Below are 15503 nucleotides of genomic sequence, written 5' to 3' on the forward strand. Positions count from 1 at the left end.
GGTTATCCCTGAATCTTTTTATATTTAGCAACTGTCGATTAAACGCCAATGAAATCACATATTCAATCTTTGCTCGAACAAGCCATTCAAACCCTAAAACAGCAGGCGATCATCCCTGCGGATTTTGAGGCTCGCATTCAGGTAGACCGAACCAAAGACAAAACCCACGGTGATTTTGCCACCAACCTGGCCATGATGCTGACCAAGGTGGCGCGCAAGAACCCTCGTGAGGTCGCGCAACTGATAATCGATAGCCTGCCGCAAGATAGCCAGGTGGCTAAGGTGGAGATCGCCGGCCCAGGTTTCATCAACTTCTTTATCGATGAGAACGCCCTGACCAACCAACTGATGACCGCCCTGAACGACGATCATCTGGGTGTCAGCTTGCCAGCGCCACAGACTGTGGTGGTCGACTACTCATCGCCGAACCTGGCCAAAGAGATGCACGTAGGCCACCTGCGCTCGACCATCATCGGCGACGCCGTGGTACGCGCCCTGGAATTCCAGGGTCACAAGGTGATCCGTCAGAACCATGTCGGCGACTGGGGTACTCAGTTCGGCATGCTGCTGGCCTACATGGAAGAGCTACGCGCTCAGCAAGGCGAGCAAGCCCAGGTTGAGCTGGCGGATCTCGAAAGCTTCTACCGCGCCGCCAAGGTACGTTTCGACGAGTCGGAAGAGTTTGCTACCCGCGCTCGCCAGCTCGTGGTTGAGCTGCAATCGGGCGACGAGTACTGCAACAAGCTATGGCGTGAATTCAACGATATCTCCCTAAGCCACTGTCACGAGGTTTATGAGCGTCTGGGCGTGAGCCTGACCCGCGCCGACGTGCGCGGCGAGAGCGCCTACAACGATGACCTGGAGCAGGTGGTACGGGATCTGGATGCCCAGGGCCTATTGTCAGAAAGTAACGGCGCCAAGGTGGTCTTCCAGGATGAGTTCCAAACCAAAGAGGGTGAGCCACTGCCAGTGATCATCCAGAAGGCTGACGGCGGCTTCCTGTATGCCACCAGCGATCTGGCGGCGATGCGCTACCGCTCAAACGTACTCAAGGCCGACCGCGCCCTGTACTTCGTCGACCTGCGTCAGGCCCTGCACTTCCAGCAGGTATTCAGCCTGGCCCGCACCGCTAACTTCGTCCGTCCAGAGATGAGCCTAGAACATATGGGCTTTGGCACCATGAACGGCGAAGACGGTCGCCCATTCAAGACCCGCTCTGGCGGTGTAGTGAAGCTGGTTGACCTGCTGAGCGAGGCAGAGACCCGCGCACTGGAACTGGTACGCAGCAAGAATCCAGATATGGATGAAGAGGAGCTGGCCAAGATCGCCAAGGTGGTCGGTATCGCCTCGGTGAAATATGCCGACCTGTCGAAGAACCGTGCCAGCGATTACATCTTCAGCTTCGAGCAGATGCTGAGCTTCGAGGGCAACACGGCGCCTTACCTGCTCTATGCCTACACGCGTGTGGCGGGTATCTTCAAGCGTGCAGCCGACGTCGACCTGACCGGTGCCAGCATCAAGCTGGAACACGACAAGGAGAAAGAGCTGGGCAACAAGCTGGCCCAGTTTGCCGAGGTGCTAGGTCGCATGGTGGCCAAGGGGCAGCCTCACGCCCTGTGTGGTTACCTGTTCGAACTGGCTGGCGCCTTCTCAAGCTTCTACGAGGCCTGTCCTGTACTGGCGGCCGATAGCGAAGATGAGAAGAAGAGCCGTCTACTGCTGGCACAGCTGACCGCTAAGACCTTGAAGCAGGGTCTGGATCTACTGGGTATCGAAACCTTAGAACGCATGTAGTATAGGGCGCTAGGATGAGCAATCGCGATTACGCCAACAGAAGACCTGCCTCGAAAGGACGCAAGAAGAGCACCGGTGGCCGACGTAAGTCGGCACCAAAGCCGAGACGCTTCCCCTTCGTGCTCTCACTGGTGACCTTAGGATTGGTGGGCGGTTTCGGCTACTTCCTGTGGAGCATCAACGACAGCGCCGACAAGGTAGAGACTCAGCCCGAGGTGCAAACGGTTAAGCCTAAGGTGGTCAAGAAGGACCCTAATGCGCTGCCGCCAAAGCCGAAGGAGGAGTGGACCTACCAAGAGGAGCTTGAAAACAAGCAGGTCGAGGTGGATATTCCGGAAAACACCGCGCCGACCCGTCCCTATCAGATGCAGTGTGGCTCCTTCAGGAAAGAGGCTCAGGCTAATGAGATGAAAGCGGTTATCGCCTTTCAGGGCCTAGAGGCTCAGGTGCGTAAAGTCAGCGGCAGTAGCGGTATCTGGTACAAGGTGGTCTTAGGCCCCTACGAGCGTAAACGCCTCGCCGAGAAGCATCGCCATATCCTGCAACGCGGCGGCCTCAACGGCTGTCAGATCTGGTTCTGGGAAGGCAGTTAACCTCAGCAGACTAAAGACGGGCCAAGGCCCGTTTTTTTATGTTTGAGGCAATAAAAAAGCCAGCATGATGCTGGCTTTTTGTTGTCTGCGTTAATCGCTTAGTTCTGGGTGATGGTCGCCGTGTTACCGAAACCACCGGCCTGCATGATAGAAGCGCTATCGTTCATGCCCAGCTGGTTGATGGTCGCCAGGTTATGCGCGCCATCCTGGCCCAAGCCTGATTGCTCGATCATGGCGTAGTTTTCATCGCCTTGTTGCAGCAACACGGCGTCATTGTACTCACCACCACTCTGGTTTACCCAAGCTTCGTTGTCGGCACCGGTCTGATCGATATCGGCCGCACCAAAGTCGCCCATCTGCGTCACGTTCGCGCGGTTAAGCGAAGCCGTCTGGTAAACATCGGCCATGTTATCCGTACCGCTCTGGCTCACCACTGCGGCTTGGTCAACGCCATCTTGGTTCACGTTTACCATACCGCCAATACTGCCAGTCTGATTCACGTCGGCATTCAGTTGGCTACCTGGGCCCTGGGCCACAAATACCGCCGAACCGTTAACGGCAGACTGCATCACAGTCGCGGTAGAGTCTGCAGCTTGGTTCTGCGCCACGACAACGTTACCCGACTCGCTACCATCGATCTGAGCGACAAAGACGTTAGCGTTGTCTGACTCATTAAGCTGGCTCACCAAGGCGATGTTACCGTTACCTGCCTGGTCCACGGTCGCCTGCGCCATGTAGGAGGTATCTTGGTTGATGTTGGCATTGTTGAGGTTACCCACAGTCGTTACGGTAGCCGATGCCGGTTCATGGAAACCAAAGCCATTCTGACGTACAGTGCTGGTGTTAGAGTCACCGGTCACATTCACGGTCGCGACGCTGTCATTCACATGCTCTTGATTAACAGAGGCGATGTTAGACGCACCCTCTTGCATCACGCTCAGGCTGGTGTTGATTGCGTGCTGCTGTAGCGTGCTGACCTGGTTAGAGCTGCCGGTTTGCGACACGCTTGCAATCGCATTTAGGCTGTTGTCATCCTGAGTCACGCTCGCCAGGTTGCCGCTGCCGTTGCTTTGAGTGACATCAGCGGTGCCGATAGAACCGTTGATCTGGTTGATGGTGATGCTCGAGTCGGCAGAACCATCCTGAGTCGCGGTGGCCAGAGAGCTATTAGTGATCTGATTGATGGCAACAATCGAGCGCTCGGCACCGTTCATCTGGTTTACGTTGGCGATGTTATCTGCGCCGGTCTGCACCACTGTCGACAGGGCATCGGTAGAGGTATCTTGATCTGAAGTCGCGCTATTGTTGTTACCTGTCTGCAGTATGGTCGAACCTGCCGGATTATGGATACCGAAACCATATTGTCTGATGTTGGCGTTGTTGGTGTTACCCTGCTGCTGAACGATCGCCTGAGAATCGTTAACATGCAGCTGGTTCACATCGGCGTTGTTACTCTCACCGGCCTGGGTCACAGTCGCATGGGTGTTATCCATATGCTCCTGGTTGATGGTGGCATTGTTTGACGATACAGACTGAGTCACCGTGGCGCTCGAGTTAGCCACGCCGCCAACCTGGTTGATGGTAGCGGTTTGTGCATCACCGGCTTGGTCTATGTTGGCCGAGCTGTCGAAACCCAGGGCTGTGTTAATCGTCGCAGTATGGTTAGTCCCTGTCTGCACTGTAGTCGCCAGGTTGCCTGAACCATTCTGTGAGGTAGTCGCCGTGCTGTCTGCAGCGTGGGCGGTACCAATTGTCATCGCAATGGCGGCGGCCAGTGGAAGTAGCTTTGTCATGAGTAATATCCTTTACTAAATTTATCTGTCGGGCGCTCAGCTAAAGCGGCCCCCAAGCACACCAAGTCTGGTGGTGCATCCTATGCAAGTCTCAGCAGTAACATGAAACTGCGATTACCAGATGTCGAATCTTCATCGCCCATCACTGAGATGTTGGCGCATCCAGAGAAGATTCCGACAAGCGTCACCGTGCAACCTCTGGCCAATCGACCCCTACACCGCGAACCGTTTTCCTTTCATCCCCATGTTTGAAACAAGCGGCTTAGAAACAAGCGCCAGCCTTTGCTGGCAGGCAAAAGTATGCGGACAAGCCCCTCCCCCTTCATCCGGCTAAGGTATGAAAGCCCGCCACCAAGCGGCTAGTTTTGCCCAGGAATACCCCCTCTTTAGTATTAGCCTCGGTGTCATACTCAAATGAATAAGGCGATAAAAATAAAAGGCTTTTCCACCTAAGAGGCACAAAACTCGGCTTTTCGCGGATTGCATGGGTAAACCTATGGGTGATCTCCCTTGAAAAACGAAATGCCATCCCCATATCTAAGCTATTATCCACCGATGAGTTTCCTACTCGTCGGCTTGAGAAGAGGAAATACCGTGACCACAATCGTTTCAGTACGTCGCAACAATCAGGTTGTTATTGCCGGAGACGGCCAGGTATCACTGGGAAATACAGTGATGAAAGGAAACGCTAAAAAGGTTCGCCGCCTATATCACAATAAGGTCCTCGCGGGCTTTGCCGGCGGTACCGCAGATGCCTTTACCCTGTTCGAGCGCTTCGAGGCCAAGTTAGAGATGCATCAAGGACATCTGATGCGCGCCGCGGTCGAGATGGCTAAAGACTGGCGCTCCGACAAGGTCCTGCGCAAGCTTGAGGCCCTGTTGGCGGTGGCCGATACCGAGTGCAGCCTGATCATCACAGGTAACGGCGATGTGGTACAGCCAGAAAACGACCTGATAGCCATAGGATCGGGCGGCAACTTTGCCCAGGCCGCGGCCACGGCACTTCTGGAAAATACCGATCTCAGTGCCAAAGAGATCGCCGAAAAGTCTTTGACCATTGCCGGTGACATCTGTGTATTCACCAACCAATTCAAGACGATAGAAGAACTGAATTACTAACACTGAGTCCGCTCATTGTTAACAAATATATGCACCCAAGCATTAAGGGATACTTATGTCTGAGATGACTCCACGCGAGATTGTTCACGAGCTGGACAGCCACATCATAGGCCAGCAAAATGCCAAGCGTTCGGTCGCTATCGCCCTGCGCAACCGCTGGCGCCGTATGCAGCTTGACGCCGCGCTGCGCCAAGAAGTCACCCCAAAAAACATTCTGATGATAGGCCCAACGGGTGTAGGTAAAACCGAGATCGCCCGCCGTCTGGCCAAGCTGGCCAAGGCGCCCTTCATCAAGGTCGAGGCCACTAAGTTTACCGAAGTCGGTTATGTAGGTAAGGAGGTCGAGCAGATCATCCGTGACCTCACCGACGCCGCCGTTAAGCTGACCCGTGAAGAGCAGATGGCCAAGTGTAAATTCAGAGCCGAGGAAGCCGCCGAAGAGCGCATTCTCGACGCCCTGCTGCCTAAGCCGAAGGAAGACTGGGACAGCGAGCAAAAAGATGATTCTGGCACTCGCCAGGTATTTCGTAAGAAACTGCGCGAAGGCCAGCTGGATGATAAAGAGATCGAAATCGATATCGCCGCGCCTCAGGTGGGCATAGAGATCATGTCACCTCCCGGCATGGAGGAGATGACCAACCAACTACAGAGCATGTTCCAAAACATGGGCCCCGGCGCCAGCAAGCGTCGCAAGATGACCATCAAGGAAGCCTACAAGCTGTTGATCGAAGAGGAAGCTGCCAAGCTGGTAAACCCTGACGATCTTAAGGAACAGGCTATCGAACTGGTTGAGCAGCACGGCATAGTGTTCTTAGACGAAATTGATAAGATCTGTAAGCGTGGCGACACCTCGGGCCCAGACGTCTCCCGCGAAGGGGTTCAGCGCGACCTGCTGCCACTGGTAGAAGGCTGCACGGTGAACACCAAACACGGCATGGTCAAGACAGACCATATCCTGTTTATCGCCTCGGGTGCCTTCCAGATGTCCAAGCCATCGGATCTGATTCCTGAGCTGCAGGGTCGTCTGCCGATCCGTGTCGAGCTGGAAGCCCTTTCGGCCAACGACTTTAAACGCATCCTCACCGAGCCCCATGCATCGCTCACAGAGCAGTATATGGCGCTGATGGCGACCGAAGGAGTTAAGGTAAAGTTCAGCGAGTCGGGTATCGAGCGCATCGCCCAGGCCGCCTGGCAGGTGAACGAACGCACCGAAAACATTGGCGCCCGCCGTCTGCATACCGTGATGGAGCGTCTGATGGAAGACCTCTCCTTCGAGGCCTCGGACAAATCGGGCAGCACCACAGTGATCGATGCCGACTATGTCAACGCTCACCTGGACAACTTGGTACAGGACGAAGACCTCAGCCGCTTCATCCTGTAAACTTAAAGGGCCCGTCAGTTCCCCTGCGGGCCCTCTTTTTTTAACACCCAAGCGTTCCCAAAAGGCAAAGCCATGACTCCTCAAAGCGATACCCCCAAGGTCACAGGACTCAAACTCAAACGTAAGTCGCGTCAGCTGGAAGTCAGTTTCGATAACGGCCAGCAATATACCCTCAGCTGTGAACTCTTAAGGGTGTACTCCCCCTCGGCCGAGGTGCATGGTCACGGCAATCCAGTGCTGGTGACTCACAAGAAGAACGTCAATATCAACGCTATCACCCCCGTAGGCAACTATGCGGTCAAGCTGGTGTTCGATGACGGCCATGACACGGGTCTCTACTCCTGGAAGGTGCTCTATGACTTAGCCACCAATCAGGTGGAGTTATGGGAGAACTATCTGGCCAGGCTGCGCGCCGCCAAGGCCAGCCGCGAGCCGCTGATCGACATGGCCGTGAAGTATCACACCTAGGCCGTAAGACCAGCCTACTTTGTCTAAGCTCAAAGCCGACGTCACCATACTGCAGGCGGGACTCTTCAGCCGTTGGGATGAAGATAGCCCAGATCTGCCCAAATTTCTCAAGGCCACAGTCCATGTACCTGCAGAGATAGACATAGAATTTGGCTTTATCGCCCGCATCCGCAAGGCCAAGAATCGCAGGCTAACCTACTGCATCTATCATCCCCACATTACCGATCAGCAGGGCAATATTCGCCCGCCCTTCGAGGGCGAGCTGTTCGTCGAGTCTAACGACTGGAAGTTTTACCTGGGTGACACCATCTGGGCCCCCGAGCATGATAAGGTGGGCAAGTGGCGCATGACCCTCTCCCTGGGCGACAAGGTGGTTGCCGAGAAGACCTTTCATGTGCACCTTAATGACGAGGAAAGCCAGGTGGCCAACTTCTGGAAACGCAGAGGCTTTTAAGGCAGTCCGCTCAGCCATCCTCAATTGAGCAATATGAGTCAGGTAAAGCCGACCGTCTCGTCGCACAATGGCCTCTCACTTGAAAAGGGATGTATATGAACCGAGCAGCGCACCAGGCCTACAGTCAACGCATACAGACGGTATGCGACTATATTGCCAAACATCTGGATCAGCCCCTGACGCTGGAACAACTGAGCCAGAAGGCGCACTTCTCCAAGTATCATTTTCATCGCCAGTTTCAGGTGTATACCGGCATAACCTTAGGTAGATACATCAGCCTGCTCAGGCTAAAACGGGCCTCATACCGATTGGTGTTTCACCCCGAGCTCAAGATCACCGACATCGCCCTCGATGCCGGATTTGAGAACGGCGAATCCTTCTCGCGAGCCTTTAAGCAGATATTTGCCCAGACCCCATCCCAGTTCAGGTTGACCCCGCAGTGGGAGCAATGGAGTCAACAATATGCCAAGGTGAACTATACAAGGAGAGAAACTGTGCAGATCAAACTCACGCAAAGAGACGATATCAAGGTCGCCGTGCTGGAACACCAAGGCAGCCCGGCCGCACTGAACGACTCGATTCAACAATTTATCAACTGGCGCAAACAGAGCGGCGAATCCCCTGTAGCCAGCAGCCTGACCCTGGGCGTCCCCTTTAACGACCCCAATACGGTAGCACCCGAGGCGTTTCGCTTCGACATCTGTGGCTCGGTAGCGTCTGAGGTCAAGGCCAATGACTTTGGGGTGATCACCAAGACGATCCCCGGCGGTCGCTGCGCCGTGATCCGCCACCAGGGGCCACACGATCAGATGGACGATAAGATCTATCAATTCTACCGCGACTGGTTACCCGAGAGCGGAGAGGAGCTGAGGGACTTCCCCCTCTACTTCGAGTACCACAACTTCTTCCCCGAAGTGGCGGAGCATGAGCTGATCACCGACATCTATTTTTCGCTCGTCTAAGCTCATGAGTTTATGGTGCTAATGTTGCTCGTGTTGGTTGTTAACCCGGCTCCAGAGGACAGAATGAAAAGCGCTGACAAGACAGTGCCCAGCACTCGAAAGCTAGAACGAAAAAAGGCTTCCATTTCTGGAAGCCTTTTTTCTTAATGTGGCGGAGAGATAGGGATTTGAACCCTAGACGGGCTATAAACCCGTGCCGGTTTTCAAGACCGGTGCATTCGACCACTCTGCCATCTCTCCGAACGCCGAGAATAGTAAGGAAATGGACTTTAAATGTAAAGCCTAAATTTCACTAACTGAGCAACAAATAATCCATTAAGGCATTTTTCGATGACAAATGCGTTAAAAACAACCTTTTTAAGCTTGTTTAGGGGATAAAATGCCCGCTCAGTGTGTAGTATAAACACAAAGAAAACTGCAGGTAGCAAGATGAAACCTAACGGATTTACCCTAATTGAACTTGTCATCACAGTGATCATACTGGCGATTTTGGCAACGATAGCCCTGCCACGCTTCATCAATATCCAGTCCGATGCCCGCGTTGCAGCCCTTCAGGGACTCAAAGGGGAGATGAGCGGCACCCTGCCCCTGGTCTTCACCAAGGCGAACCTGGAAAACCTGCAGACTCAGGCCAGCACCAATATCAGCCTCAACGGCGATCAGGTCGAGCTTGCCTATGGTTACCCCGCCGCCGATTCGGCCCACGCCTGGGCACTGTTATTAGAAGCCACCTTTGCCGATGCGGTATTCAATGCCGACGATCCGGCCGATTGGTACTTTCACAATAACAAGGCCGAGCCTTTTATCCGCTTCATGCACCCAAGCAGGAAATCCAGCGGCCAAAACTGCTACCTCAAATACACTCAGGCCCTGAGTACTGCCCAGGGCCCGACCTTCGAGATTGTCGATTCAGGCTGTTAGCCCGAATTGAGTTAGCCTTTAAGCAGCAGGTGTTTCAGCTCGGTGAGCGAAGTCACCTGATAGTGTGGCGTTATCCCCTCGGGTGCGGGCTGACTGGCAGGGTTCAGCCAACAGGTATCGAACCCGGCATTGAGCCCACCCTGAATATCCGAATGAGGGTTATCCCCCACCATCAACACATGCTCCCTGGGGGGGTGAGCCATCTGCGACAGGGCGTGTTCAAAGATCGCCACATCGGGTTTGGCAACGCCAACCTCTTCGGAGATCACCACGGGCGAAAAGGCATGCAGCAAGCCGGTGCGTTCTAGGCGCACCGTCTGCAGGTCAGTGAAACCATTGGTGATGATCCCCATCTTCACCTTGCCATAGAGGGCGTCCACCAGCTCGGCGGCACCGGGCAGCAAGGTACAGATATCGGCCATGGCCGAAAGAAACGCCGCATTGAGATGCTCGGCGGTCACAGAGAGCTTCTCGGCCCAACGCTCGAAACGAGTCACCTGCAGGTGGCGGGCGCTGATCTTGCCGTCTTGATAATCCACCCACAAAGGCAGATTAACCGTTTGATACTCTTCGAAATCGGTAAGGGTGAAGTCCACACCGAAACGCGAAAACATCAGCTGTAATCCTTTAAAGGCGTCGAAATGAAACAGGGTTTCATCGGCGTCAAATAATATCCACTGGTACTTCATTCTCTCTCCATGGGATGGCCTCAGGACAAGTGGCAGCACTATATCAATGCCACGCTGAGCAGAGCAAAAATATTTGCTTACGCTTATACGCGAATACGGTTGGAACCACTCGGGCAAACAAGCGTCTGACTCTGCCAGACACTTTACTTTCCAAGGAGTTGGTATGCTAAAAAAAGTGATTCGTTCTATAAAACAACATCGCCAGTTCATCCTGTTTATCGGCCTGATGCTGGTGTTTCGCAGTGCCGTCGCCGACTGGAATCATGTCCCCAGCGGCTCCATGCTACCCACCATAGTGCAGGGAGATCGCATACTGGTGAACAAGATGGCCTACGATCTGCGTCTGCCCTTTACCCATATCAGCCTGATGAAGCTGGCGGATCCAGAGCGTGGCGACATCATCACCTTCGACTCGGCCGTGGCCGACAAGAAGCTGGTCAAACGCATCATAGGCCTGCCCGGTGACACCCTGGCCATGCGCAACAATCGCCTCTACCTAAATGGCGAGGCCTTAAGCTACCAAGAGGCGCCCAATAACACTGGCGAGCAGCAAGTCTTTGGCACAGGAAAACAAGCTTATAGCGAACGGCAAGAAGCCCTGCCCGGCAAGCCTCACGCCATCAGGCTCAATGCCCAACCGTCTAGACTTGCCAACTTTGGTCCTGTGACCGTGCCCGAAGGGCACTACCTGGCCCTTGGTGACAATCGCGACGCCAGTGCCGACTCCCGCGTCATCGGCTTCGTCCCCCGCGAAGAGATCACCGGCAAGGCCCATAGAGTCGCCTTCTCCAACGACCCGGAACACTATTACCTATTCCGGCCAGAGCGTTGGTTGCAGCCACTCTAAAATCTAAAGCGTAAAGAGTAAGCCGCGGCGGCTACTTTACAATCCGGTAGCTGTCGCTATTCCAGTCGTAGGCATACTCAACGCCTTGCCATTCGTATACCGTCCTGCCGTCCTTCACCTTCACTCTGGCATTGGCTGGCAGGCTATGAATCGCATCGCTCTGAGTAAGGCTAGTGGTCACCCGCTGAGGCGGTGCGATAGGTTTAGGCTCCCGGCGCTTACGCGGCTGATAGCGATAGGGGTAACGCCAGTCGTCTCGCCAATAACCCCAGTCATTGCGCCAGTAGCCATGGCGCCAGTAGGGAAAACCTGTGCCTATACCTACTTGCCAGCGCCAAGGGTCATAGAAGTCCCGATGCCAGCCAGGGCGATAGCCCCACCCTAGACCTACGTATGGAGTCAGCTGATATTTGTCTGACTTCAGCGCCCAAGCGTCGGTAGCAATCGGCGGCAAGGCACCAAGCCACAACAGCCCAGCCAGAAGTAATAAAGGGTTCACATTAAGCCTCATCTTGCCACCTCATGCCCGAGAGATTCACCGCATCTTACCCTTAATTATACGCCCTGAAAATCTTGCCATGCTGGGGTCGCAAAGCCGGTGTAAGGCATTTGGGAATAACGCCCATAAATGGTATAGTGCGCGCCATATCACATTTTTCTCAACGCGAGTATTTCCAAATGAGTTTTAAGGATTTACGCAGTTTTATCGATCACCTCGAAGCCAATGGCGAGCTAAAACGCATTAGCCACCCCGTCGATCCCCATCTGGAGATGACAGAGATCGCCGATCGTGTGCTAAGAGCCAAGGGCCCGGCGCTGCTGTTTGAAAATCCTGTCGGCAAGACCATGCCGGTATTGGCTAACTTATTTGGCACTCCCAAACGCGTCGCCATGGCCCTGGGTAAAGAAGACCCACTCGCCCTACGCGATGTGGGTGAGCTGCTGGCCTTCCTCAAGGAACCCGAGCCGCCACGCGGCTTTAAAGACGCCATCGCCAAGATCCCCATGTTCAAGCAGGCGCTAAACATGCCACCTAAGACGATACGCAATGCTCCGTGTCAGGAGGTTGTGGTCAGTGGCGATGAGGTCGATCTCACTAAGCTGCCCATTCAGCACTGCTGGCCCGGCGATGTCGCCCCCTTGGTCACCTGGGGACTCACCATCACCAAGGGACCGAGGCAGAAACGCCAAAACCTAGGGATCTACCGCCAACAATTGCTGGGCAAGAACAAGCTGATCATGCGCTGGCTGGATCATCGCGGCGGCGCGCTGGATTTCAAAGACTTTAAGGCGCAGCATCCCGGCGAACGCTATCCCGTGGTGGTGGCGCTGGGCGCCGACCCCGTGACCATCTTAGGCGCCGTGACGCCTGTGCCCGACGCTATGAGCGAATATGCCTTTGCAGGTCTACTGCGCGGCGAACGCACCGAGGTGTGTAAGGCGCTGAGCTGCGATCTCGAGGTGCCCGCCACCAGCGAGATCATCCTTGAAGGTTATATCGAGCCCGGCGAGATGGCCGAAGAAGGGCCTTACGGGGATCACACGGGTTACTACAACGAGACCGACGAGTTCCCTGTCTTCACCGTGACCCATGTGAGCCACAGACGCGACGCCATCTATCACAGCACCTACACCGGCAGGCCACCCGATGAGCCCGCCATGTTGGGTGTGGCACTGAACGAGGTGTTCGTGCCTATCTTGCGCAAGCAATATCCGGAGATCGTCGACTTCTATCTGCCGCCCGAAGGCTGCTCCTATCGCATGGCGGTGATCTCCATCCGCAAGCAGTATCCGGGACATGCCAAGCGGGTAATGATGGGCGCCTGGTCCTTCCTGCGCCAGTTCATGTACACCAAATTCATCATCATAGTGGATGAGGATGTCAACTGCCGCGACTGGAACGATGTGATCTGGGCCATCACCACCCGGATGGATCCCAAGCGCGATACCGTGATGATAGACAACACGCCTATCGACTACCTGGATTTCGCCTCCCCGGTTGCCGGACTCGGCTCTAAGATGGGGATGGATGCCACCAACAAGTGGGAAGGGGAAACCAATCGCGAGTGGGGCACCCCTATCGTCATGGACGAAGCGGTCAAACAGAGGATCGATGCGATCTGGGATGACCTGGGCATAGACGAAGCGCCAACGCTATAATCAATATCAGACATAAACTAATCGTCTGAATTTTAAAAATAAATCAAAGAAGTTAACCCTTTGAATACCTGAAAAATTTAATCAGGTATTCAGAGGTGCTAAACCTCCACAGAGAGGGTCTGAAAGGAAAACCAATGAACACCATACGCTGTAAAGTTGAACATGTTACCGCCTTTAATGATGCCGTCTATCAGGTAGCATTAACCCCAGAAACCAGCTTCGAATTTAAGGCTGGTCAGTACCTTTGCGTCGTAATGGGTGAAAAAGATAAACGTCCCTTCTCTATCGCCTCTGCGCCAGGCCAGGAGCAGATCGAGCTGCACATAGGTGCCGCCGTCAGCGAGAGCTACCCCATGCAGGTGGTCGAGCGCCTGCAGCAGAGCGAATATATCGACATCGAAGTGCCGGGCGGCGAAGCCTTCCTACGCGCCGACAGCCACAGACCCCGCCTGCTGATCGCCGGTGGCACAGGTTTCTCCTACATCAAGAGCATAGTCGAACAGGCGATCGCCCTTGGGCAGAATGTTGAGACCACCCTCTACTGGGGCTGTCGTAACCAAGATGCTATGTACTATGAGTCGCTGGCACGTCAGTGGCATCAGGATCACCCCTGGCTACATTTCGTGCCTGTGGTAGAAGAGTCGACGCCCGAGTGGCAAGGCAAGACGGCCAACCTGTTGGCGCAGATTAAGCAGGATTATGTCAGCCTCAACGGCTACGACATCTATATTGCCGGTCGTTTCGACATGGTCGGCGCGGCGCGCGAAGTGTTCCGTGAGATAGGCGTCGAAGAGCAGCACCTCTACGGCGACGCCTTCGCCTTCATCAAGTAATGCTATCGCGCAAGCCCTGACCTTTAAGGTCGGGGCTTATGCCCTCACCGTTAGAGGGCTACCTTCTCATACTTGGTCCAGGCGACCAGACTGCCTAGCAATGGCACCACCCAGACCGCAGTGCCGTTGTCGGCATGTATTCGCATGTAAAACAGCTCCTCGTCGCGAATATTATGTTTACGAATCTCACGATAGAAGTGCATGGCCGAGTCACTCACCACCTCTGGCATGATCAGATCTTTCTGCCTGACCTTAACATAAAAGACATCCACATCCAGCTGACCAAGCTGCTGACGATACTGCTCGAACTCGCCGCGGATCTGATACTTAATCGGCGTGGTCAGGCAGTCCTGATCCGTAATACAGGCGCGGGAGTAAAACTTACCGCTGAGAGGTTTGTCGTACACCAGAGAGATCCCTAAGTCGGCACGTACCAGCAACTCGTCTGCCACCGGAAAATAGATATCACCATTGTAGTGATGTTCCACCAGCTCACCTTCGGCCTCGCTAGGGGGGATCAGGATGCGGTTGTAGCGGATCCTATCTTCCATTCGCTTACTCAGCTCGACAAACTCCACCATGTTGAGGCCGGCAGGCTTCAGGTCGATTTCGGTCAAATTGATGATCTTATCTCGGCGACACTCGCCGTTGTCACCCAGGTCGCATACCGCTACCGAATAGTGGGTGCCATCGGTAAAGGCGAAACCACCAAAATGGTTAAATCCCTCAATGCTATTGCTCTCGGGCGCAATATGCTTTTGCCAATTGGAAGGATGTAGACTATCGACCCCTTTAGGGTGGATCAGCGTCAGTGGCCGCTTGGTTCCCCCTATGTTCAGATTAATTTCGCTGCCTGACACCCACTTGGCCGAATGTTTCATCACCTTATGATAATCACTCTGATACCAGAGGGTGGCCACAATCCCCAGCGCAATCAAGATGCCGCTAATCTTAACCATCAAGGAAACATCGATCAGCGCATCTTTGATCGACTCCGCATCAGTCACCGCCAGCATGGTGACACGGGATTTAGGTGAGACATGTAGCTGGTAGCCACGCCGGGCGACCGTTTTCAGTTGAACTTCGGGAAAAGGCTCCAGCTTCTTGCGAAGAGTGCTGATGCATTGTGTCAGCGAGGTCGCCGCCACCACACGATCGGGCCAGCCAACGGCGATCAACGCTTCTTTATTACAGATGGCATCAGGCTGAGACAATAGGTGCGCCAACACCGCCGACTCGGAAAAGCTCAGCCCTACGGTGGCACCACAGGTGCGATCATGCAGTTGGTGCGCCTCATCATCGAACTCAAGATATGGCGTAATTTTTAACACCTGACACCTCAATAATTCCTAATCATCAATTAGAAATATCTTATTGTTATCTATGATATTTTATTAATGTCCCTACAAAATTAACGTGATTGTTCACTCAAATACTGCGCCAGGATTTCAGGCAGCCACGAAGAATGTGAACTACCGCCCAAAACCCT

Annotated in this window: 16 protein-coding genes and 1 tRNA gene; 11 read left to right on the forward strand and 6 right to left on the reverse strand. The window is 54.3% G+C overall.

Features of this window, described 5'->3' with window-relative positions; all coding sequences use genetic code 11:
• Nucleotides 1–48 precede the first annotated feature (48 nt).
• Together argS and L1D43_RS15340 are read left to right on the forward strand one after the other, a co-directional pair.
• A complete protein-coding gene (argS, locus tag L1D43_RS15335) occupies nt 49–1794 on the forward strand; it encodes an arginine--tRNA ligase (protein WP_239852912.1) in 1746 nt (581 codons plus the stop codon).
• Between the two features lie 14 nt (nt 1795–1808).
• The gene (locus L1D43_RS15340; protein WP_239852914.1) at nt 1809–2387 is read left to right on the forward strand and encodes an SPOR domain-containing protein; all 579 of its coding nucleotides are present in this window, start codon (nt 1809–1811) and stop codon (nt 2385–2387) included.
• A 98-nt stretch (nt 2388–2485) separates the two neighbouring features.
• On the opposite strand, the gene L1D43_RS15345 is transcribed toward L1D43_RS15340, so the two are convergent.
• Both L1D43_RS15345 and L1D43_RS15350 read right to left on the reverse strand, forming a co-directional pair.
• Nucleotides 2486–4180: a hypothetical protein gene (locus L1D43_RS15345; protein WP_239852916.1), complete on the reverse strand. Its 1695-nt coding sequence runs from the start codon at nt 4178–4180 to the stop codon at nt 2486–2488.
• A 322-nt stretch (nt 4181–4502) separates the two neighbouring features.
• Nucleotides 4503–4733 carry a hypothetical protein gene (locus L1D43_RS15350; RefSeq protein WP_239852918.1) on the reverse strand — a complete coding sequence of 77 codons (231 nt, stop codon included), beginning with the start codon at nt 4731–4733 and terminating at the stop codon, nt 4503–4505.
• A 41-nt stretch (nt 4734–4774) separates the two neighbouring features.
• On the opposite strand from L1D43_RS15350, the gene hslV reads away from it, so the two are divergent.
• The 5 genes from hslV to L1D43_RS15375 all read left to right on the forward strand — a co-directional run bounded on the left by hslV (nt 4775) and on the right by L1D43_RS15375 (nt 8564).
• Nucleotides 4775–5299: an ATP-dependent protease subunit HslV gene (gene hslV, locus L1D43_RS15355; protein ID WP_033539082.1), complete on the forward strand. Its 525-nt coding sequence runs from the start codon at nt 4775–4777 to the stop codon at nt 5297–5299.
• 55 nt (nt 5300–5354) lie between these two features.
• Nucleotides 5355–6680: an HslU--HslV peptidase ATPase subunit gene (hslU, locus tag L1D43_RS15360; protein ID WP_239852919.1), complete on the forward strand. Its 1326-nt coding sequence runs from the start codon at nt 5355–5357 to the stop codon at nt 6678–6680.
• 72 nt (nt 6681–6752) lie between these two features.
• A complete protein-coding gene (locus L1D43_RS15365; RefSeq protein WP_041510794.1) occupies nt 6753–7148 on the forward strand; it encodes a DUF971 domain-containing protein in 396 nt (131 codons plus the stop codon).
• 19 nt (nt 7149–7167) lie between these two features.
• On the forward strand, nt 7168–7602 hold the full coding sequence (locus tag L1D43_RS15370; RefSeq protein WP_239852920.1) for a DUF3859 domain-containing protein: 435 nt from the start codon (nt 7168–7170) through the stop codon (nt 7600–7602).
• A gap of 95 nt (nt 7603–7697) precedes the next feature.
• Nucleotides 7698–8564 carry an AraC family transcriptional regulator gene (locus L1D43_RS15375; protein WP_239852921.1) on the forward strand — a complete coding sequence of 289 codons (867 nt, stop codon included), beginning with the start codon at nt 7698–7700 and terminating at the stop codon, nt 8562–8564.
• Nucleotides 8565–8713: 149 nt separating this feature from the next.
• On the opposite strand, the gene L1D43_RS15380 is transcribed toward L1D43_RS15375, so the two are convergent.
• Nucleotides 8714–8804, reverse strand: a tRNA-Ser gene (locus tag L1D43_RS15380).
• Between the two features lie 189 nt (nt 8805–8993).
• On the opposite strand from L1D43_RS15380, the gene L1D43_RS15385 reads away from it, so the two are divergent.
• Nucleotides 8994–9485, forward strand: a complete 492-nt coding sequence (locus tag L1D43_RS15385) for a prepilin-type N-terminal cleavage/methylation domain-containing protein (RefSeq protein WP_239852922.1) — start codon at nt 8994–8996, stop codon at nt 9483–9485.
• Between the two features lie 11 nt (nt 9486–9496).
• Here L1D43_RS15385 and yjjG read toward each other — a convergent pair whose 3' ends face one another.
• Entirely contained in the window at nt 9497–10174 is a 678-nt protein-coding gene (yjjG, locus tag L1D43_RS15390) for a pyrimidine 5'-nucleotidase (RefSeq protein ID WP_239852923.1), read from the reverse strand.
• Between the two features lie 163 nt (nt 10175–10337).
• Between yjjG and lepB the strand changes: the two genes are divergently transcribed.
• Nucleotides 10338–11021 (forward strand): signal peptidase I, encoded by a 684-nt coding sequence (lepB, locus tag L1D43_RS15395; RefSeq protein WP_239852924.1) that lies wholly within the window; start codon nt 10338–10340, stop codon nt 11019–11021.
• Between the two features lie 31 nt (nt 11022–11052).
• On the opposite strand, the gene L1D43_RS15400 is transcribed toward lepB, so the two are convergent.
• Complete coding sequence (locus L1D43_RS15400) at nt 11053–11520, reverse strand: hypothetical protein (RefSeq protein WP_239852925.1); 468 nt, start codon at nt 11518–11520, stop codon at nt 11053–11055.
• 179 nt (nt 11521–11699) lie between these two features.
• On the opposite strand from L1D43_RS15400, the gene ubiD reads away from it, so the two are divergent.
• Together ubiD and fre are read left to right on the forward strand one after the other, a co-directional pair.
• Entirely contained in the window at nt 11700–13181 is a 1482-nt protein-coding gene (gene ubiD, locus L1D43_RS15405; RefSeq protein ID WP_239852926.1) for a 4-hydroxy-3-polyprenylbenzoate decarboxylase, read from the forward strand.
• Between the two features lie 134 nt (nt 13182–13315).
• Entirely contained in the window at nt 13316–14014 is a 699-nt protein-coding gene (gene fre / locus L1D43_RS15410; protein ID WP_239852928.1) for an NAD(P)H-flavin reductase, read from the forward strand.
• A gap of 50 nt (nt 14015–14064) precedes the next feature.
• On the opposite strand, the gene L1D43_RS15415 is transcribed toward fre, so the two are convergent.
• Nucleotides 14065–15345, reverse strand: a complete 1281-nt coding sequence (locus L1D43_RS15415; protein ID WP_239852930.1) for a winged helix-turn-helix domain-containing protein — start codon at nt 15343–15345, stop codon at nt 14065–14067.
• Nucleotides 15346–15503: the final 158 nt, after the last annotated feature.

This window comes from Shewanella sp. Isolate8 (assembly GCF_022398495.1).
Taxonomy (GTDB): Bacteria; Pseudomonadota; Gammaproteobacteria; order Enterobacterales; family Shewanellaceae; genus Shewanella; species Shewanella aquimarina.